Source organism: Thomasclavelia ramosa DSM 1402, assembly GCF_014131695.1.
Classification (GTDB): Bacteria; Bacillota_I; Bacilli_A; order Erysipelotrichales; family Coprobacillaceae; genus Thomasclavelia; species Thomasclavelia ramosa.
The window spans coordinates 2,757,996-2,778,523 of the sequence record NZ_CP036346.1 but is presented as its reverse complement, the minus strand read 5'-3'; the positions used below and the strand labels follow the sequence as shown (position 1 = coordinate 2,778,523).

Below are 20,528 nucleotides of genomic sequence, written 5' to 3'. Positions count from 1 at the left end.
TTGTTAGTGCAAAAAAATTCTTGCCTAGATAATAAAAATTTGCTAGAATGTAAAAGGGCAACAGTGTGTCTTCCAGAGGAAGACATTTTTATTTTGATATAAAACAAAAAGGAGAATAGAAAATGGCAAAGTATATATTTGTAACAGGTGGGGTCGTATCAGGCCTTGGTAAAGGTTTAACTGCTGCATCGTTAGGTCGAATTTTAAAACAGCGAGGGTTAAAAGTGTTTATGCAAAAATTAGATCCTTATATCAATGTTGATCCAGGAACGATGTCACCATATCAGCATGGTGAGGTTTTTGTAACGGCAGATGGTGCTGAAACCGATTTAGATTTGGGGCATTATGAAAGGTTCATTGATGAAGAATTAAATCGTAATTCATCTATTACTACAGGACGAATTTATAGTAATGTTATATCTAAAGAACGTCGAGGGGATTATCTAGGAGCTACGGTACAAGTGGTACCGCATATTACAAATGAAATAAAAGCAAAAATTTATGCTGCAGCATCAAGTTCTAATGCAGATATTGTAATTACTGAAATTGGAGGAACGACTGGAGATATTGAAAGTTTACCGTTTTTAGAAGCAATTAGACAGGTACGCTTAGATTTAGGTTATGATAATACTCTTTATATTCATACGACACTATTACCTTATATTGGAGCGAGTCATGAGGTTAAAACTAAACCAACACAGCATAGTGTTAAGGAGCTAAGAGGTTTAGGGATTCAGCCAGATTTTATTGTATGTCGAAGTGAGAAGTATATTGAACAAGAGCTTAAAGATAAAATTTCATTATTCTGTAATGTTCCAACAAAAAACGTAATTTCAAATTATGATGTTGAAGTATTATATGAATTGCCAATGATGTTATTGGATCAGCATATGGATGATCTTGTCCTTGAACATCTAAGAATTGAGGCCCCACAACCAAATATGAGTGAGTGGGAGAGTTTGATTGAACGGGTTAAAGGTTTAGATCATGAAATAACAATTGCTTTGGTAGGAAAGTATACTCAATTACCAGATGCTTATTTGTCAGTAAATGAAGCTTTAAGACATGCGGGATATTATGAAAATAGTGTTGTAAATATTGAATTTGTTGATTCTGAGGAAATAACAAAAGATAATGTCGCTGAAAAGTTAAAAACAGCAGATGGAATCATAGTTCCTGGAGGATTTGGTAACCGCGGAATTGAAGGAATGATAGATGCAATTGAATATGCACGAATCAATAACTTACCATTTTTTGGAATTTGTTTAGGGATGCAGCTGGCAACGATTGAATACGCCCGTAATGTTTGCGGCTTGAAAGATGCTAATTCATTAGAATTTGATGAACTAACAAAAAATCCTATTATTAATTTAATGTCTGATCAATCATTAACTGATATGGGTGGAACTCAACGCTTAGGTGATTATAATTGTGAACTGGCTGCCGGTACACATGCTAGAGAATTATATGGGGTCGATATGATTCAAGAACGTCATCGTCATCGCTATGAATTTAATAATGAGTATAAAGACGCTTTAGTTGAACATGGACTTACGATTGCAGGCATTAATCCTGAACGTAATTTGGTAGAAATAGTGGAAATTAAGGAACATCCATATTTTGTGGCTTGCCAATTTCATCCAGAATTTACAAGTCGACCAAATCGTTCTCAACCGCTATTTCAGGGTTTGATTACAGCCGCTCATAAGCGAAAATATCATGGGTAGGTATTGCACCTATCCTTTTTATATAGTACCGTAATATGATACTTAGTGAATAAATAGTAACTTTAGTCCTAAATCAAGATACAAACTCCCCTAATTAGTCATTATCATTGTATTCGCTTATAACTATAATAATTGATATAGGAGGAAGTAAAATGAGAAAAATAAAAAAACTATTTGCAATGATGATGACATTAGTAATGACCCTAGGCATTATTACAACAAATATTAGTGCAATCGAGGAATTAAAAGTTACTTCAATTGTTGCTAATACATATGTTGGGGATGGACAAAGAGAAGTGAGTTCATTTGAAATCACTGTCAATGATATTAATTTAGTAAATGATTTAAAGGCTGAAGATTTTGATATTACTAATAACGTTAGCTCAGTACCCTACGACGTTGCGACAAATGCTTTAGCAGATGATTATTTAGATGATGGAATTAGTTTAGAAATTAAAGGAAATACAATTATTCTTAATGTAAAAGCCTTTGATTATACTGGACGATACAATCCTGATTTTAGTAAAAATCCTTGGCAGGTTACCTGCAACAAATATGGTGTGTTAAGTTTCAATAAAGATAATGTGACTACATTGAAAACAAAAACTTTGGATGATGCAATCAGAGGAACGTTTACATATGCGGGATTAACTCGTGAGTATGCTTTATATTTGCCTAAAAATAGTGATGGAACTAACATGAAAAATGTTCCATTAGTAGTATGGAATCATGGTGGTGGAGAATATGCAGGGCAATTAGAAAATACACTTGTTGCTAATAGAGGTTTAACTGCATGGGTAGAGGCAGGATATAATACAGCGGTATTACAAATTCAAGTTTCTAATCCAAACTATAGCTACGGGACAGCTTTTGATGAAGATAAGAAATCTTTGATCGATCAAAATAACGCTTTACAAGCAGCGTTAATAAAAAAATTAATTGCAGAAGGAACAGTTGATCAAAATCGTGTTTATGTTACAGGAGCATCAAGTGGTGGTGGCGCAACGATGCGCTTTATTATGCAATACCCAGAACTTTTTGCGGGTGCGATAGCTTGTTGTTCAATGGATCCGATTGTGTGGGTACATTATAATTATCAAGATTCTTATGAACAAATTGTTGAAAATTTTGAAACTGCTTTCCAAGGACAAGTATACACTTGGGATGAAACAAAAGAAATGATGGTAAGCAAACAAGTTGATACTGCTTCTTTAGTAGAGTTACCAATTTATTTTACACATGCTCAAAATGATACTACATGCAATGTTAATAGTTCAAAAGCTATGTATGAAGCTTTAAATAATCTAGGTGCTAAAAATAATCACTTAACAATCTGGTCAAATCAAGAAATGGCTGACGAAGGAATTGCTGAAGGTTTATTACATTGGTCGTGGGTAAAAGTACTTAACCATAATGAAGAAGGTTCACCAATGAATTGGTTATTTAAACAGACAAATGCTTCAGAAAATATTCCAGTAGAAAAAGAAGAGTCGAATAATTCTAAAACTGAAACAACTGCTTCTGAGGAAGCAAAGAAAGCAGTTAAAACAGGTGATGATAGTACAGTTGAATTGATGGCTATGATGACTGGATTATCATTGTTAGCGGGAACAGTAGTATTAAGTAAAAAATATTATTAATAATAAAAATCCTCTAACTGAAATGAACCTCATTATTTGAACATTCAAATAATGGAAGATTATTTCAAATGAGGATTTTTTATTTAAAATTCGAGTAATTTCACCAAAAAATTAATGAAATATAGTATACTAATACCCAGAGGTGAAAGCGCTATGATAAAAAATATAACTTTATTAGATAGTATTTTGGATGTTGCTAACTGTGTCGATATTAATGATAATAATACCTATATTGCTCGGAAAGTGATAGAGAATTGTGTTTGGTTAAAGGATATGAGTTTAGAGGATTTCTTAGAAACAACTAATATTAATGGGAGTCAGTTTAAACGATTTTATAAATTGTATGACTGCAACAATTTTTCAATCTTGAAAGAACGGATTGGCTTGTGGTGTGATATTCGTAAAGAGCAAGTAGTAAAACAGTGTCAGTGGCAAAAACAAGAACCGCTTGCAAGAGTTATTTTTAACTTAACTAATTATAATGATTTTAATGATTTTTTTAATGTTGAGTTAATTGATCGGATTTGCAAGCAAATCTATCAAAGTAAGCGTATTATCATGTATGGGGCGATGGGATTGTTGAATTTAACACATGATTTTCAAATAGATATGAAACTGTTTGGAAAGGATTTTATTCGTAGTTCGATGTATGAAGATAAGGCTCTAGTTCCTCAAAAAGATGATTTTGTATGGCTTTTTTCAATGATGGGAAGAACGATGAATATGGTAGGGACAACAATGCGTTTAAAAATCTTTAATGGTCCTTGTAAGAAGTTATTAATTACTCAACACGGGGCATTATTAGAGAGTGATTTTTTAATTTCATTAAATACTGATAATGATTATTATGAGGGGCAGTATGTTTTTATGTTTTATCTAGATATGATTAAAACAAGATATTATGAATTATATATAAAGGAGAACTAGGCAGATGATTTTGGGGAAGGTTATGATGGCTCAAAGTGCTAATAAGCGTGGGAGTGTAGAATATCAGATCAGTAAAAAAACATTGATGCTCGGAAATCGAATCAAAGATTATTCATTAGAAATGTTTATTAAAGAAGCTGGGGTATCAAAAACATCATTGATGCGGTATTTAAATAGCCTGGGGGTTAATACCTTTACTTCTTTTAGGGAAATAATCACATTAGAGAGTATTAAAGGCATCACAGCCTTGGAAACAATAAAATATAACTATAAGGAAGAACAGCTAGACAAACAGGCTGTTAAATTAGGAAAAATAATTAAAGAGGCTAAACGTGTTATTGTTTTGGGGGATGGTAATTGTTTTAGTTTGATGATTTATATGAAAGCCTTTATTCATCTAGGGATAGATTTTGAAATTCCTATTTATTTAGGTAAGGAGGAGGATATTTTTGATGAATATGCATTATCTAAAGATGATCTGGTAATTTTTATCAGTCTTCATGAAACGTTTAGAAGTTTTTTAGATCATCGAACGATGTTTTATAAGGATGTTAGATATTTTCAATTCAATTGTCCGTGTCGAGTTGCATTTGTGGGAGAAGTAGATTTAGGACAAGAACCACTAAGTGAATACCAGTTTATCGTAGATATTGATGGGCTTATATATGAACGTAAAATGCGTTTAGATAAGTTATTTGAAGAGGCAATGAGTTATTTATGTCTTAGTTATGAATTTGTTTATTAATTCTTAAGTTTTTATTGATGGGAATTTTTGTTTGTTTTTGTTATAATACAGTATATTATGGAGGCGGTAATATGCTTGAAACTAAATCAACTAAGAAATTTAAGATAATTAAAGGAATAATTTGTATTCTTACTTTAGCAATGCTAGTGGCAGCAGTGATTTTTTTATTCATTGTTGATGATATGAAAAAGAAGCGACGTCTGATTTTTTCAATTGTTCAATTATTGTTAATGATAGGAATTATAATTTTACCAGAACAGTTAAAGGAACGACTTGATTTAAAAATTCCGATTATGTTAGAAACCTCACTAACTGTATTTGCTTTTTGTGGATTTGTACTTGGTGATGTGTTTGATTTTTATAAAAAAATACCTATTTGGGACTCAATACTACATGCTTTTTCAGGTGTGATCTTAGCTTATGCAGGTTTTGTTTTAATTGATTATTTTGTTAAACGTGAAAGTGTAAATATATCGATGGGACATATGTTTATTTGCACTAGTGTAGTATTGTTTTCGTTAGCATTGGGTGCTTTATGGGAAATTGGAGAGTATTTGGTTGATGATATTTTTGGGACTAATAATCAGCAGTATATGAAGTCTACGCGAGGAACTTTATATGGCCAAAAAGATGTGCCTTTAGAAGGACATGCAGCTTTAGGCGATACGATGAAAGATTTAATGTTAGACTTAGCTGGAGCAACAGCTATTGTAACAATAGAATACTGTAAAGAGGATTATCGCAAAAAGAAAGCTAAGAAAGAAGATAAGTAAACTTTGAGCATTGAAAATGCCCTAGAATATAGGGCGTTTTTGTGTTAGAATATGGCGTGGAGGAGTGAGAGTATGTATCGAATTGGACAATCAATTGATATTCATCAGCTAGTAGCAGGACGAAAGTTGATTTTGGGTGGTGTTGAAATCGAACATGAGCGTGGTTTGTTAGGACATAGTGATGCTGATGTTTTATGTCATGCCGTTATTGAAAGTATTATTGGGGCTTTAGGATTAGGTGATATTGGGAAACATTTTAGTGACACTGATGCTCAGTATAAAGGGATTAGTTCTTTAGTGCTATTAGAAAAAACTTATGAAATGATGGATGATCGCGGTTACGAAATAAGTAATCTTGATGCAATCATTTTGATTGAAAAACCAAAGATGGCACCTCATATCCAAAAAATGAAGGAAAATATTAGCAGGATCTTAAAATGTGATATTGCTGATGTTAATATTAAAGCAACCCGTGGTGAGAAGCTTGGCTTTGTTGGTCATGAAGAAGGTGCTGTTTCTCAATGTGTGGTTATGTTAAAGAAGAAAGGGATTTAAGAATGGAAAAAGTAAGAGTAAGATATGCTCCTAGTCCAACTGGACATCTACATATTGGGGGAGCAAGAACCGCTTTATTTAATTATCTATTTGCAAAACATCATGGTGGAGATTTTATTTTTAGGTTAGAGGATACTGATATTGAAAGAAATATTGAAGGTGGTGAGGCTAGCCAATTAGAAAATCTAGCGTGGTTAGGAATTATTCCAGATGAATCACCATTAAATCCAAAACCAGAGTATGCGCCATATCGTCAAATGGAACGTTTGGATATTTATCGTAAATATACTCAAGAGTTATTAGATCGAGGTTTAGCATATAAATGCTTCTGCACCCCAGAGGAATTAGATGCTGAACATGAACGCCAAGTTGAAGCTGGTGTTGCACCAATGTATAATCGTAAATGTCGTGATTTAACAGCTGAAGAAGTAGCAGCTAAAGAAGCAGCAGGAATTCCTTATACAATTAGACTTCGAGTGCCTGCAAATAAGACATATGAGTTTGATGATATGATCCGTGGACATGTATCATTTGAATCGAATGATATTGGTGATTGGGTAATTGTTAAAGCCAATGGGATTCCAACTTATAACTATGCAGTTGTAATTGATGATCATACCATGGAAATAACACATGTTTTTAGAGGTGAAGAACATTTAAGTAATACGCCAAAACAAATGATGGTTTTTGAAATGTTAGGATGGAAAGCACCGACTTATGGACATATGACTTTAATTGTAAATGAACAAAGAAAGAAATTATCAAAACGTGATGAAAGTATCATGCAATTTGTTTCACAATACAAAGAAGAAGGATATTTACCAGATGCAATGTTTAACTTTATGGCTCTATTAGGGTGGTCACCAGAAGGAGAACAAGAAATTTTCACAAAAGAAGAATTAATTAAAGAATTTAGTGAAACGAGATTATCTAAATCACCTTCAATGTTTGATAAAGATAAGTTAACATGGGTCAATAATCGTTATATTAAAGAAAGATCATTAGAAGATGTTGTTGCATTATGTCGACCATTTTTAGAAGAGGCTTATGATCTATCAAGTAAATCAGAACAATGGATCAATGATTTAGTTGCAACGTATCATGATCAATTATCTTATGGTAAAGAAATTGTTAGTTTAGTCGATTTATTCTTTACAGATGAATTGAATTTAGATGAAGAAGCTAAAGAATTTATGAAAGATGAGACTATTCCTAATACGTTAAAAGTATTTAAAGCGCAATTAGAGAATTTAGAAGAATTTACTAAAGAAAATATTCAAGCTTGTATTAAAGCAACTCAAAAAGAGGCTAAAGCTAAGGGAAAAATGTTATATATGCCACTTAGAATTGCAACAACAGGAATCATGCATGGACCTGATCTTGCGAGTTCAATTTGCTTATTAGGAAAAGAAAAGGTATTATCTAGATTAGGGTAAATATCGATTAAGGAGCGTTTAATTTAACGCTCTTCTTTTTTCTGTAAAAGAAAAAGGATTGATATATTCATTGTTTGTGTTATATTGTATATACAATGGAATACACGGAGGAGGGGTCAAGTTACTATTATAAGCAAGGGGAAAGAGTATGAGTATAATAGCAAAACTGACCGAAAAGAAAGATTTTTCAGCGTCGGAATCTAAAATCGCAGATTATATTATTGAAAATAAGGAGGAGATATTACATCTTACAATTAGAGAATTAGCTAAAACAACATATACTGGGGCATCGACTGTAATGCGAGTCATAAAAAAAATTTATGATGGTAGTTTTTCTGATTTTAAGGTCGATTTAGCTTATGAATTACAAAATATGATGAGTAAAGGAAATAATAAAATCTTATTTCAAATAAAAAAACAAGAAACAGCTTTTTCTGTTATGGAAAAAATTGCAAGTGTTGAAAAAGATACAATCGATCGAACAAAATTGTTATTGAATTATCAACAAATTGAACGTATAACTAAGTTGATCAACAAGGCTACAATAATCTATATTTTTGCAGATGGAATTAATGAGCAGATTGGACACGAATTTAAGTATATGATGGCTCGGATTGGAAAAGCTGTAGAGATTGCAACCGATAACTTTTGGGTAGCATTAAATTGTTTAAGTGAATCGGCTAATCCATTGGCAATCTATGTTAATCATCGTGAACATAATGTTCAATTATTAGAGAAGATAAGATTAAATCATAAAATTGCAATTCCTGGGATTGCTGTTACGGGATATATTAATTCCACTTTTGAAACTTGTTGTAAAGAAGTGATTACTATTCCTACTGGAGTTAGTTATTCAGATCTAGCTCCTGTTATTTATACAACTGCAATACGTTATGTTTTAAATACGCTCGTGGGCTGTGTGATTGCTTCAAATCATGAATTGAGTATGGATAAATTGATTGACTATACTGAATTATCACAGACAGTGAAATAGTTTTACTTTGAGTTGGTACAATGTGCCAGCTTTTTTTTATTTGTGAGCTTTTATTTAGAAACATTGTTCCAAAAGAAATGCATATGTTTAAAAAATAACGTATTTATGTTAATAATATGGATAGATAATAAATATTAATGGATTGTTACTTTCAGTAGGCAAGACCAAAGAGCACTAATTAAAGCTTTTTAGTCGTGCCTTTTTTAGTGTTTTAAAGGAGGGAACATTAAGTATAAAGTAGACTATTTTTTAAGAAAGGAAAGGGAAAAATGAGAAGAACAAAAAGAATTATAGCTTCTTTAGTTGCAGCAGTAACAGTTATATCGCAAGTTATGCCAATGATGAAAGTTACTGCAGCAACCGATAATGTCAGATTAGCAACATTTAATATTGCGGCTAATAAAAAACCTGATATAACCAAGCTAAATGAATTATTGAAGACAAATAATGTTGATATCGTAGGATTGCAGGAAGTGGATATTAATACAAGTCGTAATCCATACAATATGTTAGAGAAGTTTGTAGAGCAAGGTGATTATGCTTACAGTTCATTTCAAAAAGCAATTGAAACTGGTGGTGGTGATTATGGTGTTGCACTACTGTCAAACTTAGAATTAATCAATACAAATGGTGGAGCTTTGAATAGTGAGGGAATTAAAGAAGCTCGAGCATGGCAAAAAGGAGAAATTGAAGTAAACGGTAAAGTTATTGCAGTTTATAATACTCATTTGACATATGAGTCAGTAGAAGCTCGTGCGAAACAGTTATTAGAGTTAAAAGCAACTATGGATCAAGATCCGGCAGAATATAAAGTTGCTTTTGGGGATTTTAATGTAGATCAAAATCACAATGAAATTTATCCATTTTTAGAAGATTACAACATTGCAAATGGTAAAGGTGGAAAGTGGTACGATACCTTTAATGGTACTGATGCAAGTATGAAGACTAGTGCAGTCGATAATATTATTACTTCTAGAAATTTAGAAATTAGTAATATTACAATGGTTGAAACAGATTTATCTGATCATAATTTATTTTATGCCGATGCTAAGTTATTAGATCAACCAGTTGCTTCTAGAGATTATTTAGATCTTGTGATTAGCGATGCTAATGCTTTAGATGAAGGTAAATATAGTAACGCTTCTTACAACACTTTAGATGAAAAATTGGTTGCAGGGGAACTGCTTGATCAAAATGCTACTCAAGAGCAAATCAATAAGGCTGTTAAAGATATTCAAACAGCACAGGATAATCTTAAAACAAGATATCCTAATTTAGCTCTAAATAAAGACGTTAGTGTATCAGGACTAGAGGTGAATGATGGAAGATGGACTGCACCAATGGCAGTAGATGGTATTGTTTCTAGTGATAGTCGTGTATCTTTGGCTAAAGATAAAGATGAGCAATGGTTAGAAGTTGACCTAGGTAAAACAGAAACTATTTCTAATTTTGTGATTAATTATGAATCACAAGTACCTGCTTTCAAGATTCAAGTTGCTGGTGAAGATAAAGTGTACCGTGATATTTATGAGGTTAGTAATTTAGAGGGGCAAATTAGCAATATTCAAAAGATTTCAATTGATCCTACTGAAGCACGATATGTTAAATATGTCCAATTAAAACGCTGGACACATAGTGGTAATGGGAAACAATACAGTGGCAGTATTTATGAATTTGAGGTATATGAACAAGATCCAGATGCCAAAGATTACAGTAATATTGCATTGAATCGGCCTGTTAGCGCTTCATCATTAGAAGTAGGTGATGGCCGCTTTACTGCACCAATGGCAGTAGATGGAGTGGTTTCTAAGGACAGTCGGGTATCTTTTGGTAAAACTGCAGATAATCAATGGTTATTAGTAGATTTAGGAAGTCGTAAGACAGTATCTGAATTTGTAATCAATTATGAATCATGCCCACCAGCATTTAAAATTCAAGTATCTACTGACGGTGTAAACTATCAAGATGTTTATGAAGCTGCTGATCTTCCAGATGGAGGACCTAGTGAAATTAAAGAGATTCAAATTGAAGCAACAAAAGCAAGATATGTTAAGTATGTTCAATTAAAACGCTGGACCCATACTAATAAAAATAAATATAGTGGCAGTATTTATGAATTTGAAGTATATAAAGAAAGAGATCATACAGTTACAACTGCTGATGAAGTTTTAAAGTCATTGAATAAGGAAGCGCCACAAATCAATGGTAATAAAATTGTTTTACCAGCGGTACCTGATGGCTTTGAAATTAGTTTATACGGTTGCGATAATAAACAGGTTGTAGCAATGGATGGAACAATTACTCGGCCATTGGAAGATATGGATATTAATGTATTATATCAAGTTAAAAACTTGAATGATGAAACTGATATTGCTTATAGTGAAGCCGATATTAACTTTATTGTACCTGGAGCTTATAACAAGGAAGAAAGTATTAATGCTAAGCCTAATGTAATGCCGGGATTACGGGAATGGAAAGGTAATGAAGGAGAATTCACATTATCAAAGAATTCAAAAATTGTTGTTAAAGATGCCAGTTTGGAAGCTACTGCTAAACAAATTCAGTTTTATTTAAAAGAGATGATCAAACATGAACTTGAAATTGTTACTAGTGGTGAAAAGAGTGGTGATATTGTTTTAGTAAAAGATGGTAGTGTTGACAACTTAGGGAAAGAAGGATATACGCTTGCCATCGATGATATGATTGAAATTAAATCTAACTATGAAACAGGAATTTTATATGGTGGTATTTCAATTACCCAAATGTTTTCGCAGAATGATGGGATGAATAATGTAGCTAAAGGATTAGCGCGGGACTACCCTAAATATGAGGTTCGGGCAGGTATGCTAGATGTAGCTCGTACTTATATTCCAATGGAGTATTTACAAGAAATGACGATTTATATGGCATACTATAAACTTAATGAAGTTCAAGTTCATGTAAATGATTATTGGGGAGCTACAGGGTATTCAGCTTTTAGATTAGAGTGCGATACTTATCCAATGATTACAGCTACTGATGGCAGCTACACTAAAGAGGAGTATCGTCAATATCAGATTGACATGAAAAACTATGGAATCAATGTAATTACGGAAATTGATACGCCATATCATGCTGAATGTTTTAGAAATGTTCCTGGAGTAAAAATGCTTAAAGCAGGGGCGTTGGATATTAGAGAACAATCCTCTTATGATGTTATTGAAGCTGTTCTGGATGAATATTTAGATGGGCCAAATCCTGTTATTCAAAGTGATAAATTCCATATTGGAACAGATGAATATGATAAATCATATTCAGAGCAAATGCGTAAATGGACTGATCATTTTATTAATTATGTTAATGATAAAGGATATGATACAAGGTTATGGGGGTCTTTAGGTAGTCGAGGATTTAACGGAACAACACCAGTATCAAATGATGCTACGGTTAACTTATGGGCACCATATTGGGCAGATGTTAAAGAAACTTATAATGCCGGTTATGATATCATCAATACTTGTGGGGGATGGTTATATATTGTTCCTGGAGCTAATGCTGGTTATCCAGATCGTTTGGATATTGCTTCATTATATGATAAGTTCGATGTTAATAATTTCTCACCAAGTCGAAATGCCGGACAAGGTACTGCAATCATGCCAATTGCTCATCCTCAAACTAAAGGTGGTCAATTCTGTGTATGGAATGATATGACTTCATATGGTGGAGGATTTACATGGTTTGATATTTACGATCGTTTTATTGATGCAGTTATGATTACTAGTGAAAAAACTTGGTATGGAGAAAAGACGGATGGTCAAACTGCTGCTGAGTTTGTTGAACGGGCTAATAAATTAAATAGTGTTGTACCTGGGGCAAATCCGGGAAGGGTAGTCGAATCAAAAGGAGAAAATATTACAGCAATTGATTTTGAAACAATTAAAAATGGAAAAGCAGTAGATACTTCAGGAAATAATTATAATGCTACATTGAATAACGCAATTATTGAAAAAGCTAATGGTAATAATATTGCTACTGTAAATGGAGATGGGTATGTGGCATTGCCATATAAATCAATTGGTTATCCTTATACAGTAATGATGGATATTAAATTAGACAGCAATACATCTGAAAATACCGAAATATTTAGTGGTGATGATGGTGTTATGTATGCTAATATCGATGGAACTGGAAAAATAGGATACTCACGTAGTGGATATAACTTTACTTTTGATTATGAACTTCCCAAAGATACTTGGGTAAATTTAGCTTTGACTTGTGATCAAAAGAATACGACTTTATACATTAATGGAAAAGCGATAACAACGGGAATTAATATGGGCACTGCAATTAATAACCGTAAAGATTCTAGTACATTTGTTTTACCAGTTGAAAAAATCTTAAATAATGCAAAAGGTAGTGTTGATAACATTAAGATTTATAATAAAACCTTTAGTGCGACAGAAATTTCTGATGAATTAGGTTATATTCAATTAGAAAATTTAGCTTTAAACAAAAATGCAACTGCATCTTCCGTAAATCCACTTACTCCTAATTTGACACCAAATTTAGCAGTTGATGGAGACAATACTAAAGTTACAACTAATCGCTGGTCAAGCAAACGGGCAACAGGTGCAGGAACTAATGAAGGCGATACTGAATATGGAACAGTTGAACAAGATCTTACGGTAGATTTAGGGGCAAACTATAAAGTTGATAAAGTATTTATTTCTTGGGAAGGTGCTTATGCAACTAAATACACGATTCAAGGCTCATTGGATGGTGTAAACTTCTTTGACATTAAAGATATTACTAATGGTACTGGAGGAGAAATAACTCATAAAGACTTAGGTGATGTTGAAACACGTTATGTAAGAATTGCTTGTCATGATGCTAAAAATCGTAATTGGGGATATTCAATTTATGAATTAGAAGTATATCAAAGTACTAATGAGGGATTAAGAGCATTAGTTAAAGAAGGTCAAGCTGAGCTAGCAAAATTTGATGCTGGTAATAAAAATGGAAATATTGCTAAAGATGATTATGAAGTATTTGAACAAAAATTTGAGGATTATTTAGCACTTGCAGACGGTACAGAAATTTCTACTGAGGAAATTGGCAAGCTATTAAAAGAAGTGACTGCGATAATCAACTCAATAGAAGATAGTGTGATTTATTCAAAAAACGAATTAAATGAACTATATCAAAAAGTTAGTTTATATCAAGAAAAAGATTTCACAAAGGATAGCTTTGTTGATTTTAATACAAAATTAACTGCTATTAAAGGATTAATTGATAATGCTGATGATTATATTAAAGTAAATGAAGCAATGGGACAATTACAAACTTTAGATAGTAGTTTAGTTAAATTGGATCGAAGTAAATTAAAAACAGCTATTGAAAGTTATGATAATTTTCAAGAAACTGATTATACAACGAGTTCATGGCAAACGATGAAAACAATTGTTGATGCTGCTAAGCTTGTTTATGAAAATGTAAGTTTAAATCAAGTGGATGTAGATAATGCGATAGCTGCTCTTAATGAAATTAATTTAGAAAAACGAGGAAATACTAAAGAATTAGCGAAATTATTAAAAGAATACGATGAGGCTGATTATACAATAAGTACATGGGCAGAATTTGCAGGAGTATATCAGGCAGCAAATGCAATGGTAGTCGATAATAGTGATGTTAACCAAGAACAAGTAGATGCAATGGTTGCATTAGTTCGAGAGGCTGCGATGAAACTTCTAGAATTAGGTAATTCAAAAGACCTTGAAAAAGTTATCAATAAAATAACTGAAGCGATAAAAGATCTAGATCAAGCTAATTATAATCAAGATTCATGGAATAAACTTCAAACAATGATTAAGGCAGCAAAAGAATTATTAGATAGTAAAGATGTATCTCAGGCGGAATTAGATGCTATGTTAGATTCATTAAATCAAGTTTATGATGCTTTAAAACCAATAGAAGTAAAACCTGGTGAGGAAACGGAAACACCAACTAACAAACCAGTAACTGATACAAGTGATAAATCTGTAAAAACAGGTGATGATGTTAATTTATTTGGTTATGCAGGATTATTAGGAATAGCTCTAATGGGATTAATTTGTCGTAAAAAATTTGATTAATTAAAAACAGTATTTTTGTGGTGACCCTCTATAAAGTGATATGTGTCCAGAATTCTAGATATCTATCACTTTAGGGGGTTTTTATATGGAACATTGTGCCATGTTTATATCTTTTATACGAAACATTGTACCGTAATTGTATAGACACATTTCTTTTATGTATAAATAGTGCTATATTAAAAATATAGCAAAGGATTGTTACTTTCAGTAGGCAAGACCGAAAAAGCGAGATGCTTTTTAGTCTTGTCTTTTTTTACTAAAAACATCTGGCTTCAAAAAAGGAGGGACATGCACAGAGGGAAAATAAGTAAGATTTTTATTAATCAAAGAAAGGGAAGAATTATGGAAAAGATATTAAGGAAAGGTTTTATTTCATTATTATCACTCTTGATGGTATTTACTACATTTAACCAACTTATTACAAATGTAGCTGCTGAACAAGAGTATGAAAATATCGCATTGGATAAAGTGGTTGTGGCGAGTAGTGCTATTGCCGGCAATGAGGGGAGCAATGCAGTTGATGGTAAGATGGATACTAAATGGGAAGTAGGTAATATTAGTACAAACCCAAGTATTATAGTTGATTTAGGGAAAGAGGAAAGTTTTGAAAAAATTACATTAAAGTGGGCTAGTAATTTTGCATTTCGTTATAAACTATATGTGGCTAAGACCGACCAAAAATATGGACAAGTCCTATTCCACGAAGAGGGTACTGGTGGCGATGAAGAATGGGAAATGGAAGAAAATACAATTGCCCGCTATGTGAAAATTGAACTGATTGAAGCTAAGAGCGGAGAAAGTACGATTGGTTTAAAAGAATTAGAAGTTTTAAGAGTTAAGAAGGATACTAGTAATGATCCAGTTAATATTGCTTTAAATAAACCAGCATATGCTTCTGGCAATGAAGCTAATTTGGATCGTCTTGGACCAGGTGGAGCCTTTGATGGTAAATACAGTAATGATTATAATGAACGCTGGTCAAGTGGAAATATTACTAAGAGTCCCCAATGGATCTATGTTGATTTAGAAGCAGAAATGACATTTTCATCAATACATATTTTTTGGGAAAATGCTTTTGCGACAAAATATGTATTGCAATATTCTAATGATGTTGGAACTGATAAAAATTGGATAACATTTGTAAATGTAGATGATGGTAAGGGAAGTTGGGAAAAATTTGATTTTGATCCAATTACAGCTCGGTTTGTTCGTTTATATGCTACAGCAAGTAATGGTGTTGGTAGTGCTAAACCGATTTCTATTTGGGAAATGGAAATTTATGAAGAAGTAAATAATAGTCTTACAGTTGATGATATTGCCAAAGATTTTACAATCGGAACAATTACTTCAAATATGGATAAGATGCCAGTATATCATTATGATAATGATAATATTGTAGCAGAAATTTTTTGTAGTGATACTGACTTTGTAGTTGAAGATAATGGAATGATTCATAAGCCATTGGTAGATAAGGAAGTGTTAGTTACTTATATTATTAAAGATAAAAGAACTAATGCAACTAAGGAAATGAAAAATATTCCAGTTATAATTCCAGGGCAAAATTCAGTTGCTTTAGATAGTAATCCTGTCCCTACTACAGTTCCAACGATTCAAGAATGGAATGGAGCAACAGGAACTTATCAATTAACTAATAATTCTAGAATTATTGTTCAAGATGAAAGTTTATATAAAGCAGCTCAAATTACTAAAGATGATATTAAGGATTTATTTGGATTAGAATTAGAAATTAGTAATACAACAGTAAAAAAAGGAGATATTTTATTAACTAAAGAAAATGCGGATACCACTATTGGTGATCAGGGATATACATTAGAAATTGGGGATAGTATTACAATTAAGTCAACAACTTATCAAGGTATTTTCTTTGGAACACGCAGTGTTTTACAAGCATTAGTTGCAAGTGGGGATGCACTGACAATTAATAAAGGTGAAGCACGAGATTATGCTAAATATGAATATCGTAAATTCATGTTGGATGTTGCCCGTAAATATATGCCAATGTGGTATTTAAAAGATTTTGTTAAATATGCATCTTGGTACAAGTTCACAGATATTCAAGTACATTTAAATGATACTTCATACAACGGTCATTCGCGTTTTAGATTGGAGTCAGATATTCCAGGATTAACGGCAACAGATGGTTATTATACAAAAGGTGAGTATCGTGATTTCCAATATTATGCTGAGGATTATGGAATTAGAATTGTTTCTGAGTTCGATACTCCAGCACATTCAGCAGTGTTTATTGACAATAATTCTGAATTAGGATTTGATGGAACACATTTAGATATACGCTTAAATTCTGATAAAAAAGAAACAGTGTATAAATTTATTGCTGATCTATATGAAGAATATATGGGGGGAGATAATCCGGTTTTTGTAACCGATGCATTTAATGTAGGGCTTGATGAGTACAATAGTGCATACAAGGAAGATATGACCCAGTATACTCAATACGTAATGGATCTTGTTTATAATAAATATGGTAAAACGCCAATGGCATGGGCTTCTATGGGATGTGTAGATTCTGATAAAACAAAAATACCAGATTATCCAATTATGGATGCTTGGGCAAATTATGCAATCAGTTTAAAATCATTATTTAATCAGGATTATAAATTAATTAACGCAACTAATAAGTATGGTTATATTGTTCCTGGCGGGAATAATGGTTATCCAGATTTTGCGAAAGAAGAAGAAATGTACAATAACTTAAGTGCTGGAAAATTTAGAGATAAAATGGGCGCTGGAGTTGATGTTGCTGAAGGACATCCAAAAATTGTTGGGGGTTCGATTTCATTATGGAATGACCGAGGAATCTTTAATGGGATTTCTGTTTATGATGTTTTTGCAAGAACACAAAGTATCTTACCAATATATGCTCAAACCTTTTGGTACGGTAAAGATAATGACAAGTCATATGACCAATTTAAAGCTGAGGTCAATACTTTAGGTACTGGTCCAAATGTTGAGATGGATAAAGAAATTAGCAGTAAAACAGAAAAAGTATATGACTTTGATATGGAAAATACTTCAAAACAAGGGGATAATTTAGTCATTAAAGATAATTCTGGAAATGGTTATGATGCTACTGCAATCAAAGCAACAGTTGAAACAACTGATGAAGGTCAGGCATTGAAATTAAATGGTGATGGTAATCTACAAATGCAGCATAGTGCATTGAAATGGCCGTATACTTTAGCTTTTGATTTAAAAATCGATGAATCACAAACAGGCGATATTGTATTATTTGAAGAAACAATGCCAATAGAAGAATGTAATCAGTGGATTGATACAAAGTATCAAACAAGAAAAATCTATTTAAAAGAAATTGATGGTAAATACAAGCTGATGTACGATCGTGATAGTTATCATTATGAGCATAATATAGAACTTGAAAAGGGAAAATTATATCAATTAGCTTTTACTTCTGATAAAAAATATACTAATGTTTATCTAGATGGAGTAGTTAAATCAACAATCAATGGACCAATTCTTACCAATTCGGGGAATAAGTGGTATGATTCAGCTTCAATCAATTTACCACTACAAAAGATTGGACAAAATTTAGTAGGAACATTAGATAATATTAAAGTTTATAATCGTTTATTGAATAATGAAGAAATTAAAAATCTTTATGATACAGGAATAGATGTTATTCATGAAAATGTTGCTTTGAATAAAAAAGCAACAGCTTCAAGCAGCTATACTGATTATCAAACACCAAATAAAGCATTTGATGGAATCATTAATCAAAGTGCTAGTGGTCCTGAGCAATCACGCTGGGCGTCAGCACGTACGCATGATCAGTGGATCCAGGTAGATTTAAATAAAGTTTATAAAGTTGATCAAATCAAGATTACCTGGGAAGATGCTTATGGAGTGGACTATGAATTAAAAGGCTCAGTTAACGGTAAAGACTGGTTTACGATCAAAAATGTAACTGGTAATGTAGCTAAGGAAAATAATCATACTGGATTAGGTGATATTGAAGCACGTTATATTAAATTAATTGGTACAAAAGCTGCTAATAACGCTAAGTATGGATATTCTATTTATGAAATTGAAGTATATGAAAATCCTAAAAATGATTTACTTAGAACAATTAGTCAAGTTAAAGATAAATTAAGTGAAATGAATGTGGGTAATTTCCACGGTCAAATCAAAGAAGAAACTTATCAAACTTTCACGGCTTATTTAACCAATCTTGAAAATGAAGTGGTAGGAAAAGAAAGTATCAGTGAAGAAGAAATGCTTAAGTTCAAAGAAGAATTGTCTAAAAAATACACAAATTTAAAGAAACAGGTTGTAAGAGTTGATAAAAGTGCTTTAGAAACAGTGCTTGAAGTGGCGGAGAGTAAACTGGCAGAAGGGTACAGTGAAGCAAATAGTACAGTTTCAAGCTGGCAAAGTTTCATACAAAACAAAGAAGCAGCTGAAGCAATGGCTGATAGAATGGATATTACTCAAAGCGATGTTGATAAGATGGTATCTGAACTGCAAACAGCATTAGATAATTTAACATTTAGGGCATTGGAATCATCATTTAATGAACTGGTTGTACTGATTGATGAAGTTACTAAGATGGAAACTGATTATTCTGCAGAAATGTTTAAGGTTATGAAAGGATATCTTGATCAAGCAAATGCCTTAGTTGCACTAGGAGCAGGAGAAGTAGTTGAAAAAGATGTTCAAGCCAATCTAACAAATCTTGCAAATGAAAAAGCCATTCTGATTAGTTACCGGGAATTAAAGGTAAGCGTTGAAGTTGCAAAAGAGATTTTGGATAAAGAAGCAGTAAATCTTCGACCAGCTACTTTGAAAGTATTGCAAGATGCTTATGAAGCAGGAAGAAAACTAATAGATGATAACAGTAAGGAACTTATAGTTTTACAAAATGCAAAACAAGAAATCAATGAAGCGATTGAAGGACTTTTAGAAATAGTAGAGCGCAAGGATTTAGATAAATTGATTGAACAGGTTAAAGATTTAAAAGAAGAAGATTATACTGAAGAATCATGGAAAACGTTTAAAAATGGTTATGAAAGGGCCGTCACAGTTAATCAGGATCTTGACGCTAATGAAGGTGCTATTCAAAATGCCTACGATGAATTACTAAGAGCTTTCAATGAATTAAAGCAAGTTGTTAATAAAGATAATTTATTACTCCAAATTGAATTGGCAAAACAAGTTCTTGCTAACAAAGATAAATATGATATTGAGTTAGTCAAGGAATTAGAAGAATTATTAAGTCAGGCAGTTGCACTGATTGCTAATGATGTTAGCAGTGAAGATGTTAATAAAATGAGTGATGCTCTATTAACAAAAATCGAAGCTGTTAAAGCTAGTCAAAAAGAGGAACCGAAGGTTGAGGAACAGCCAGGGACTGAGGTATCAGACAAAACAAAGAAAAATGCTAAAACAGGTGATGAAACAATGCTCTTTGAATTTGCAATGATATCATTAGTTGCACTTTTAGCTGTGGTTAGATTAAGAAAGAAGAGTTAATTAGTTAAAGGGTCATGTTCAAAAGCGAATATGACCCTTAATTATACAATTAATCGATTTTATTAATCGATAATGATATAATATTGTAGAGA

General features: G+C 32.4%; 10 protein-coding genes. All 10 read left to right on the top strand.

The window, feature by feature from the left end; genetic code table 11:
- Positions 1-122: 122 nt before the first annotated feature.
- Positions 123-1,727: a CTP synthase gene (locus EYR00_RS13280; protein WP_003537020.1), complete on the top strand. Its 1,605-nt coding sequence runs from the start codon at positions 123-125 to the stop codon at positions 1,725-1,727.
- 152 nt (positions 1,728-1,879) lie between these two features.
- Positions 1,880-3,367 carry a carboxylesterase family protein gene (locus EYR00_RS13275; RefSeq protein WP_003537022.1) on the top strand — a complete coding sequence of 496 codons (1,488 nt, stop codon included), beginning with the start codon at positions 1,880-1,882 and terminating at the stop codon, positions 3,365-3,367.
- Between the two features lie 153 nt (positions 3,368-3,520).
- A complete protein-coding gene (locus tag EYR00_RS13270; RefSeq protein WP_008793062.1) occupies positions 3,521-4,294 on the top strand; it encodes a hypothetical protein in 774 nt (257 codons plus the stop codon).
- A gap of 4 nt (positions 4,295-4,298) precedes the next feature.
- Entirely contained in the window at positions 4,299-5,039 is a 741-nt protein-coding gene (locus tag EYR00_RS13265; protein WP_003537026.1) for a MurR/RpiR family transcriptional regulator, read from the top strand.
- A 71-nt stretch (positions 5,040-5,110) separates the two neighbouring features.
- Positions 5,111-5,812, top strand: coding sequence for a DUF2238 domain-containing protein (locus EYR00_RS13260; protein ID WP_009300689.1), 702 nt, complete (start codon positions 5,111-5,113; stop codon positions 5,810-5,812).
- Positions 5,813-5,884: 72 nt separating this feature from the next.
- Positions 5,885-6,367 carry a 2-C-methyl-D-erythritol 2,4-cyclodiphosphate synthase gene (ispF, locus tag EYR00_RS13255; protein ID WP_008793060.1) on the top strand — a complete coding sequence of 161 codons (483 nt, stop codon included), beginning with the start codon at positions 5,885-5,887 and terminating at the stop codon, positions 6,365-6,367.
- Positions 6,334-7,803 carry a glutamate--tRNA ligase gene (gene gltX / locus EYR00_RS13250; RefSeq protein WP_009300690.1) on the top strand — a complete coding sequence of 490 codons (1,470 nt, stop codon included), beginning with the start codon at positions 6,334-6,336 and terminating at the stop codon, positions 7,801-7,803. Before ispF ends, gltX begins: the two co-directional genes overlap by 34 nt.
- A 148-nt stretch (positions 7,804-7,951) precedes the next feature.
- Positions 7,952-8,797 (top strand): MurR/RpiR family transcriptional regulator, encoded by an 846-nt coding sequence (locus EYR00_RS13245; protein ID WP_003537032.1) that lies wholly within the window; start codon positions 7,952-7,954, stop codon positions 8,795-8,797.
- A 269-nt stretch (positions 8,798-9,066) separates the two neighbouring features.
- On the top strand, positions 9,067-14,907 hold the full coding sequence (locus tag EYR00_RS13240; RefSeq protein ID WP_003537033.1) for a discoidin domain-containing protein: 5,841 nt from the start codon (positions 9,067-9,069) through the stop codon (positions 14,905-14,907).
- Positions 14,908-15,249: 342 nt separating this feature from the next.
- A complete protein-coding gene (locus tag EYR00_RS13235; protein ID WP_226814465.1) occupies positions 15,250-20,436 on the top strand; it encodes a discoidin domain-containing protein in 5,187 nt (1,728 codons plus the stop codon).
- Positions 20,437-20,528 lie beyond the last annotated feature (92 nt).

Bases quoted from the DNA above. Each gene is read 5' to 3' on its own strand.
- EYR00_RS13280 (WP_003537020.1), top strand. From the start codon at position 123: ATGGCAAAGTATATATTTGTAACAGGTGGGGTCGTATCAGGCCTTGGT.
- EYR00_RS13275 (WP_003537022.1), top strand. From the start codon at position 1,880: ATGAGAAAAATAAAAAAACTATTTGCAATGATGATGACATTAGTAATG.
- EYR00_RS13270 (WP_008793062.1), top strand. From the start codon at position 3,521: ATGATAAAAAATATAACTTTATTAGATAGTATTTTGGATGTTGCTAAC.
- EYR00_RS13265 (WP_003537026.1), top strand. From the start codon at position 4,299: ATGATTTTGGGGAAGGTTATGATGGCTCAAAGTGCTAATAAGCGTGGG.
- EYR00_RS13260 (WP_009300689.1), top strand. From the start codon at position 5,111: ATGCTTGAAACTAAATCAACTAAGAAATTTAAGATAATTAAAGGAATA.
- ispF (WP_008793060.1), top strand. From the start codon at position 5,885: ATGTATCGAATTGGACAATCAATTGATATTCATCAGCTAGTAGCAGGA.
- gltX (WP_009300690.1), top strand. From the start codon at position 6,334: ATGTGTGGTTATGTTAAAGAAGAAAGGGATTTAAGAATGGAAAAAGTA.
- EYR00_RS13245 (WP_003537032.1), top strand. From the start codon at position 7,952: ATGAGTATAATAGCAAAACTGACCGAAAAGAAAGATTTTTCAGCGTCG.
- EYR00_RS13240 (WP_003537033.1), top strand. From the start codon at position 9,067: ATGAGAAGAACAAAAAGAATTATAGCTTCTTTAGTTGCAGCAGTAACA.
- EYR00_RS13235 (WP_226814465.1), top strand. From the start codon at position 15,250: ATGGAAAAGATATTAAGGAAAGGTTTTATTTCATTATTATCACTCTTG.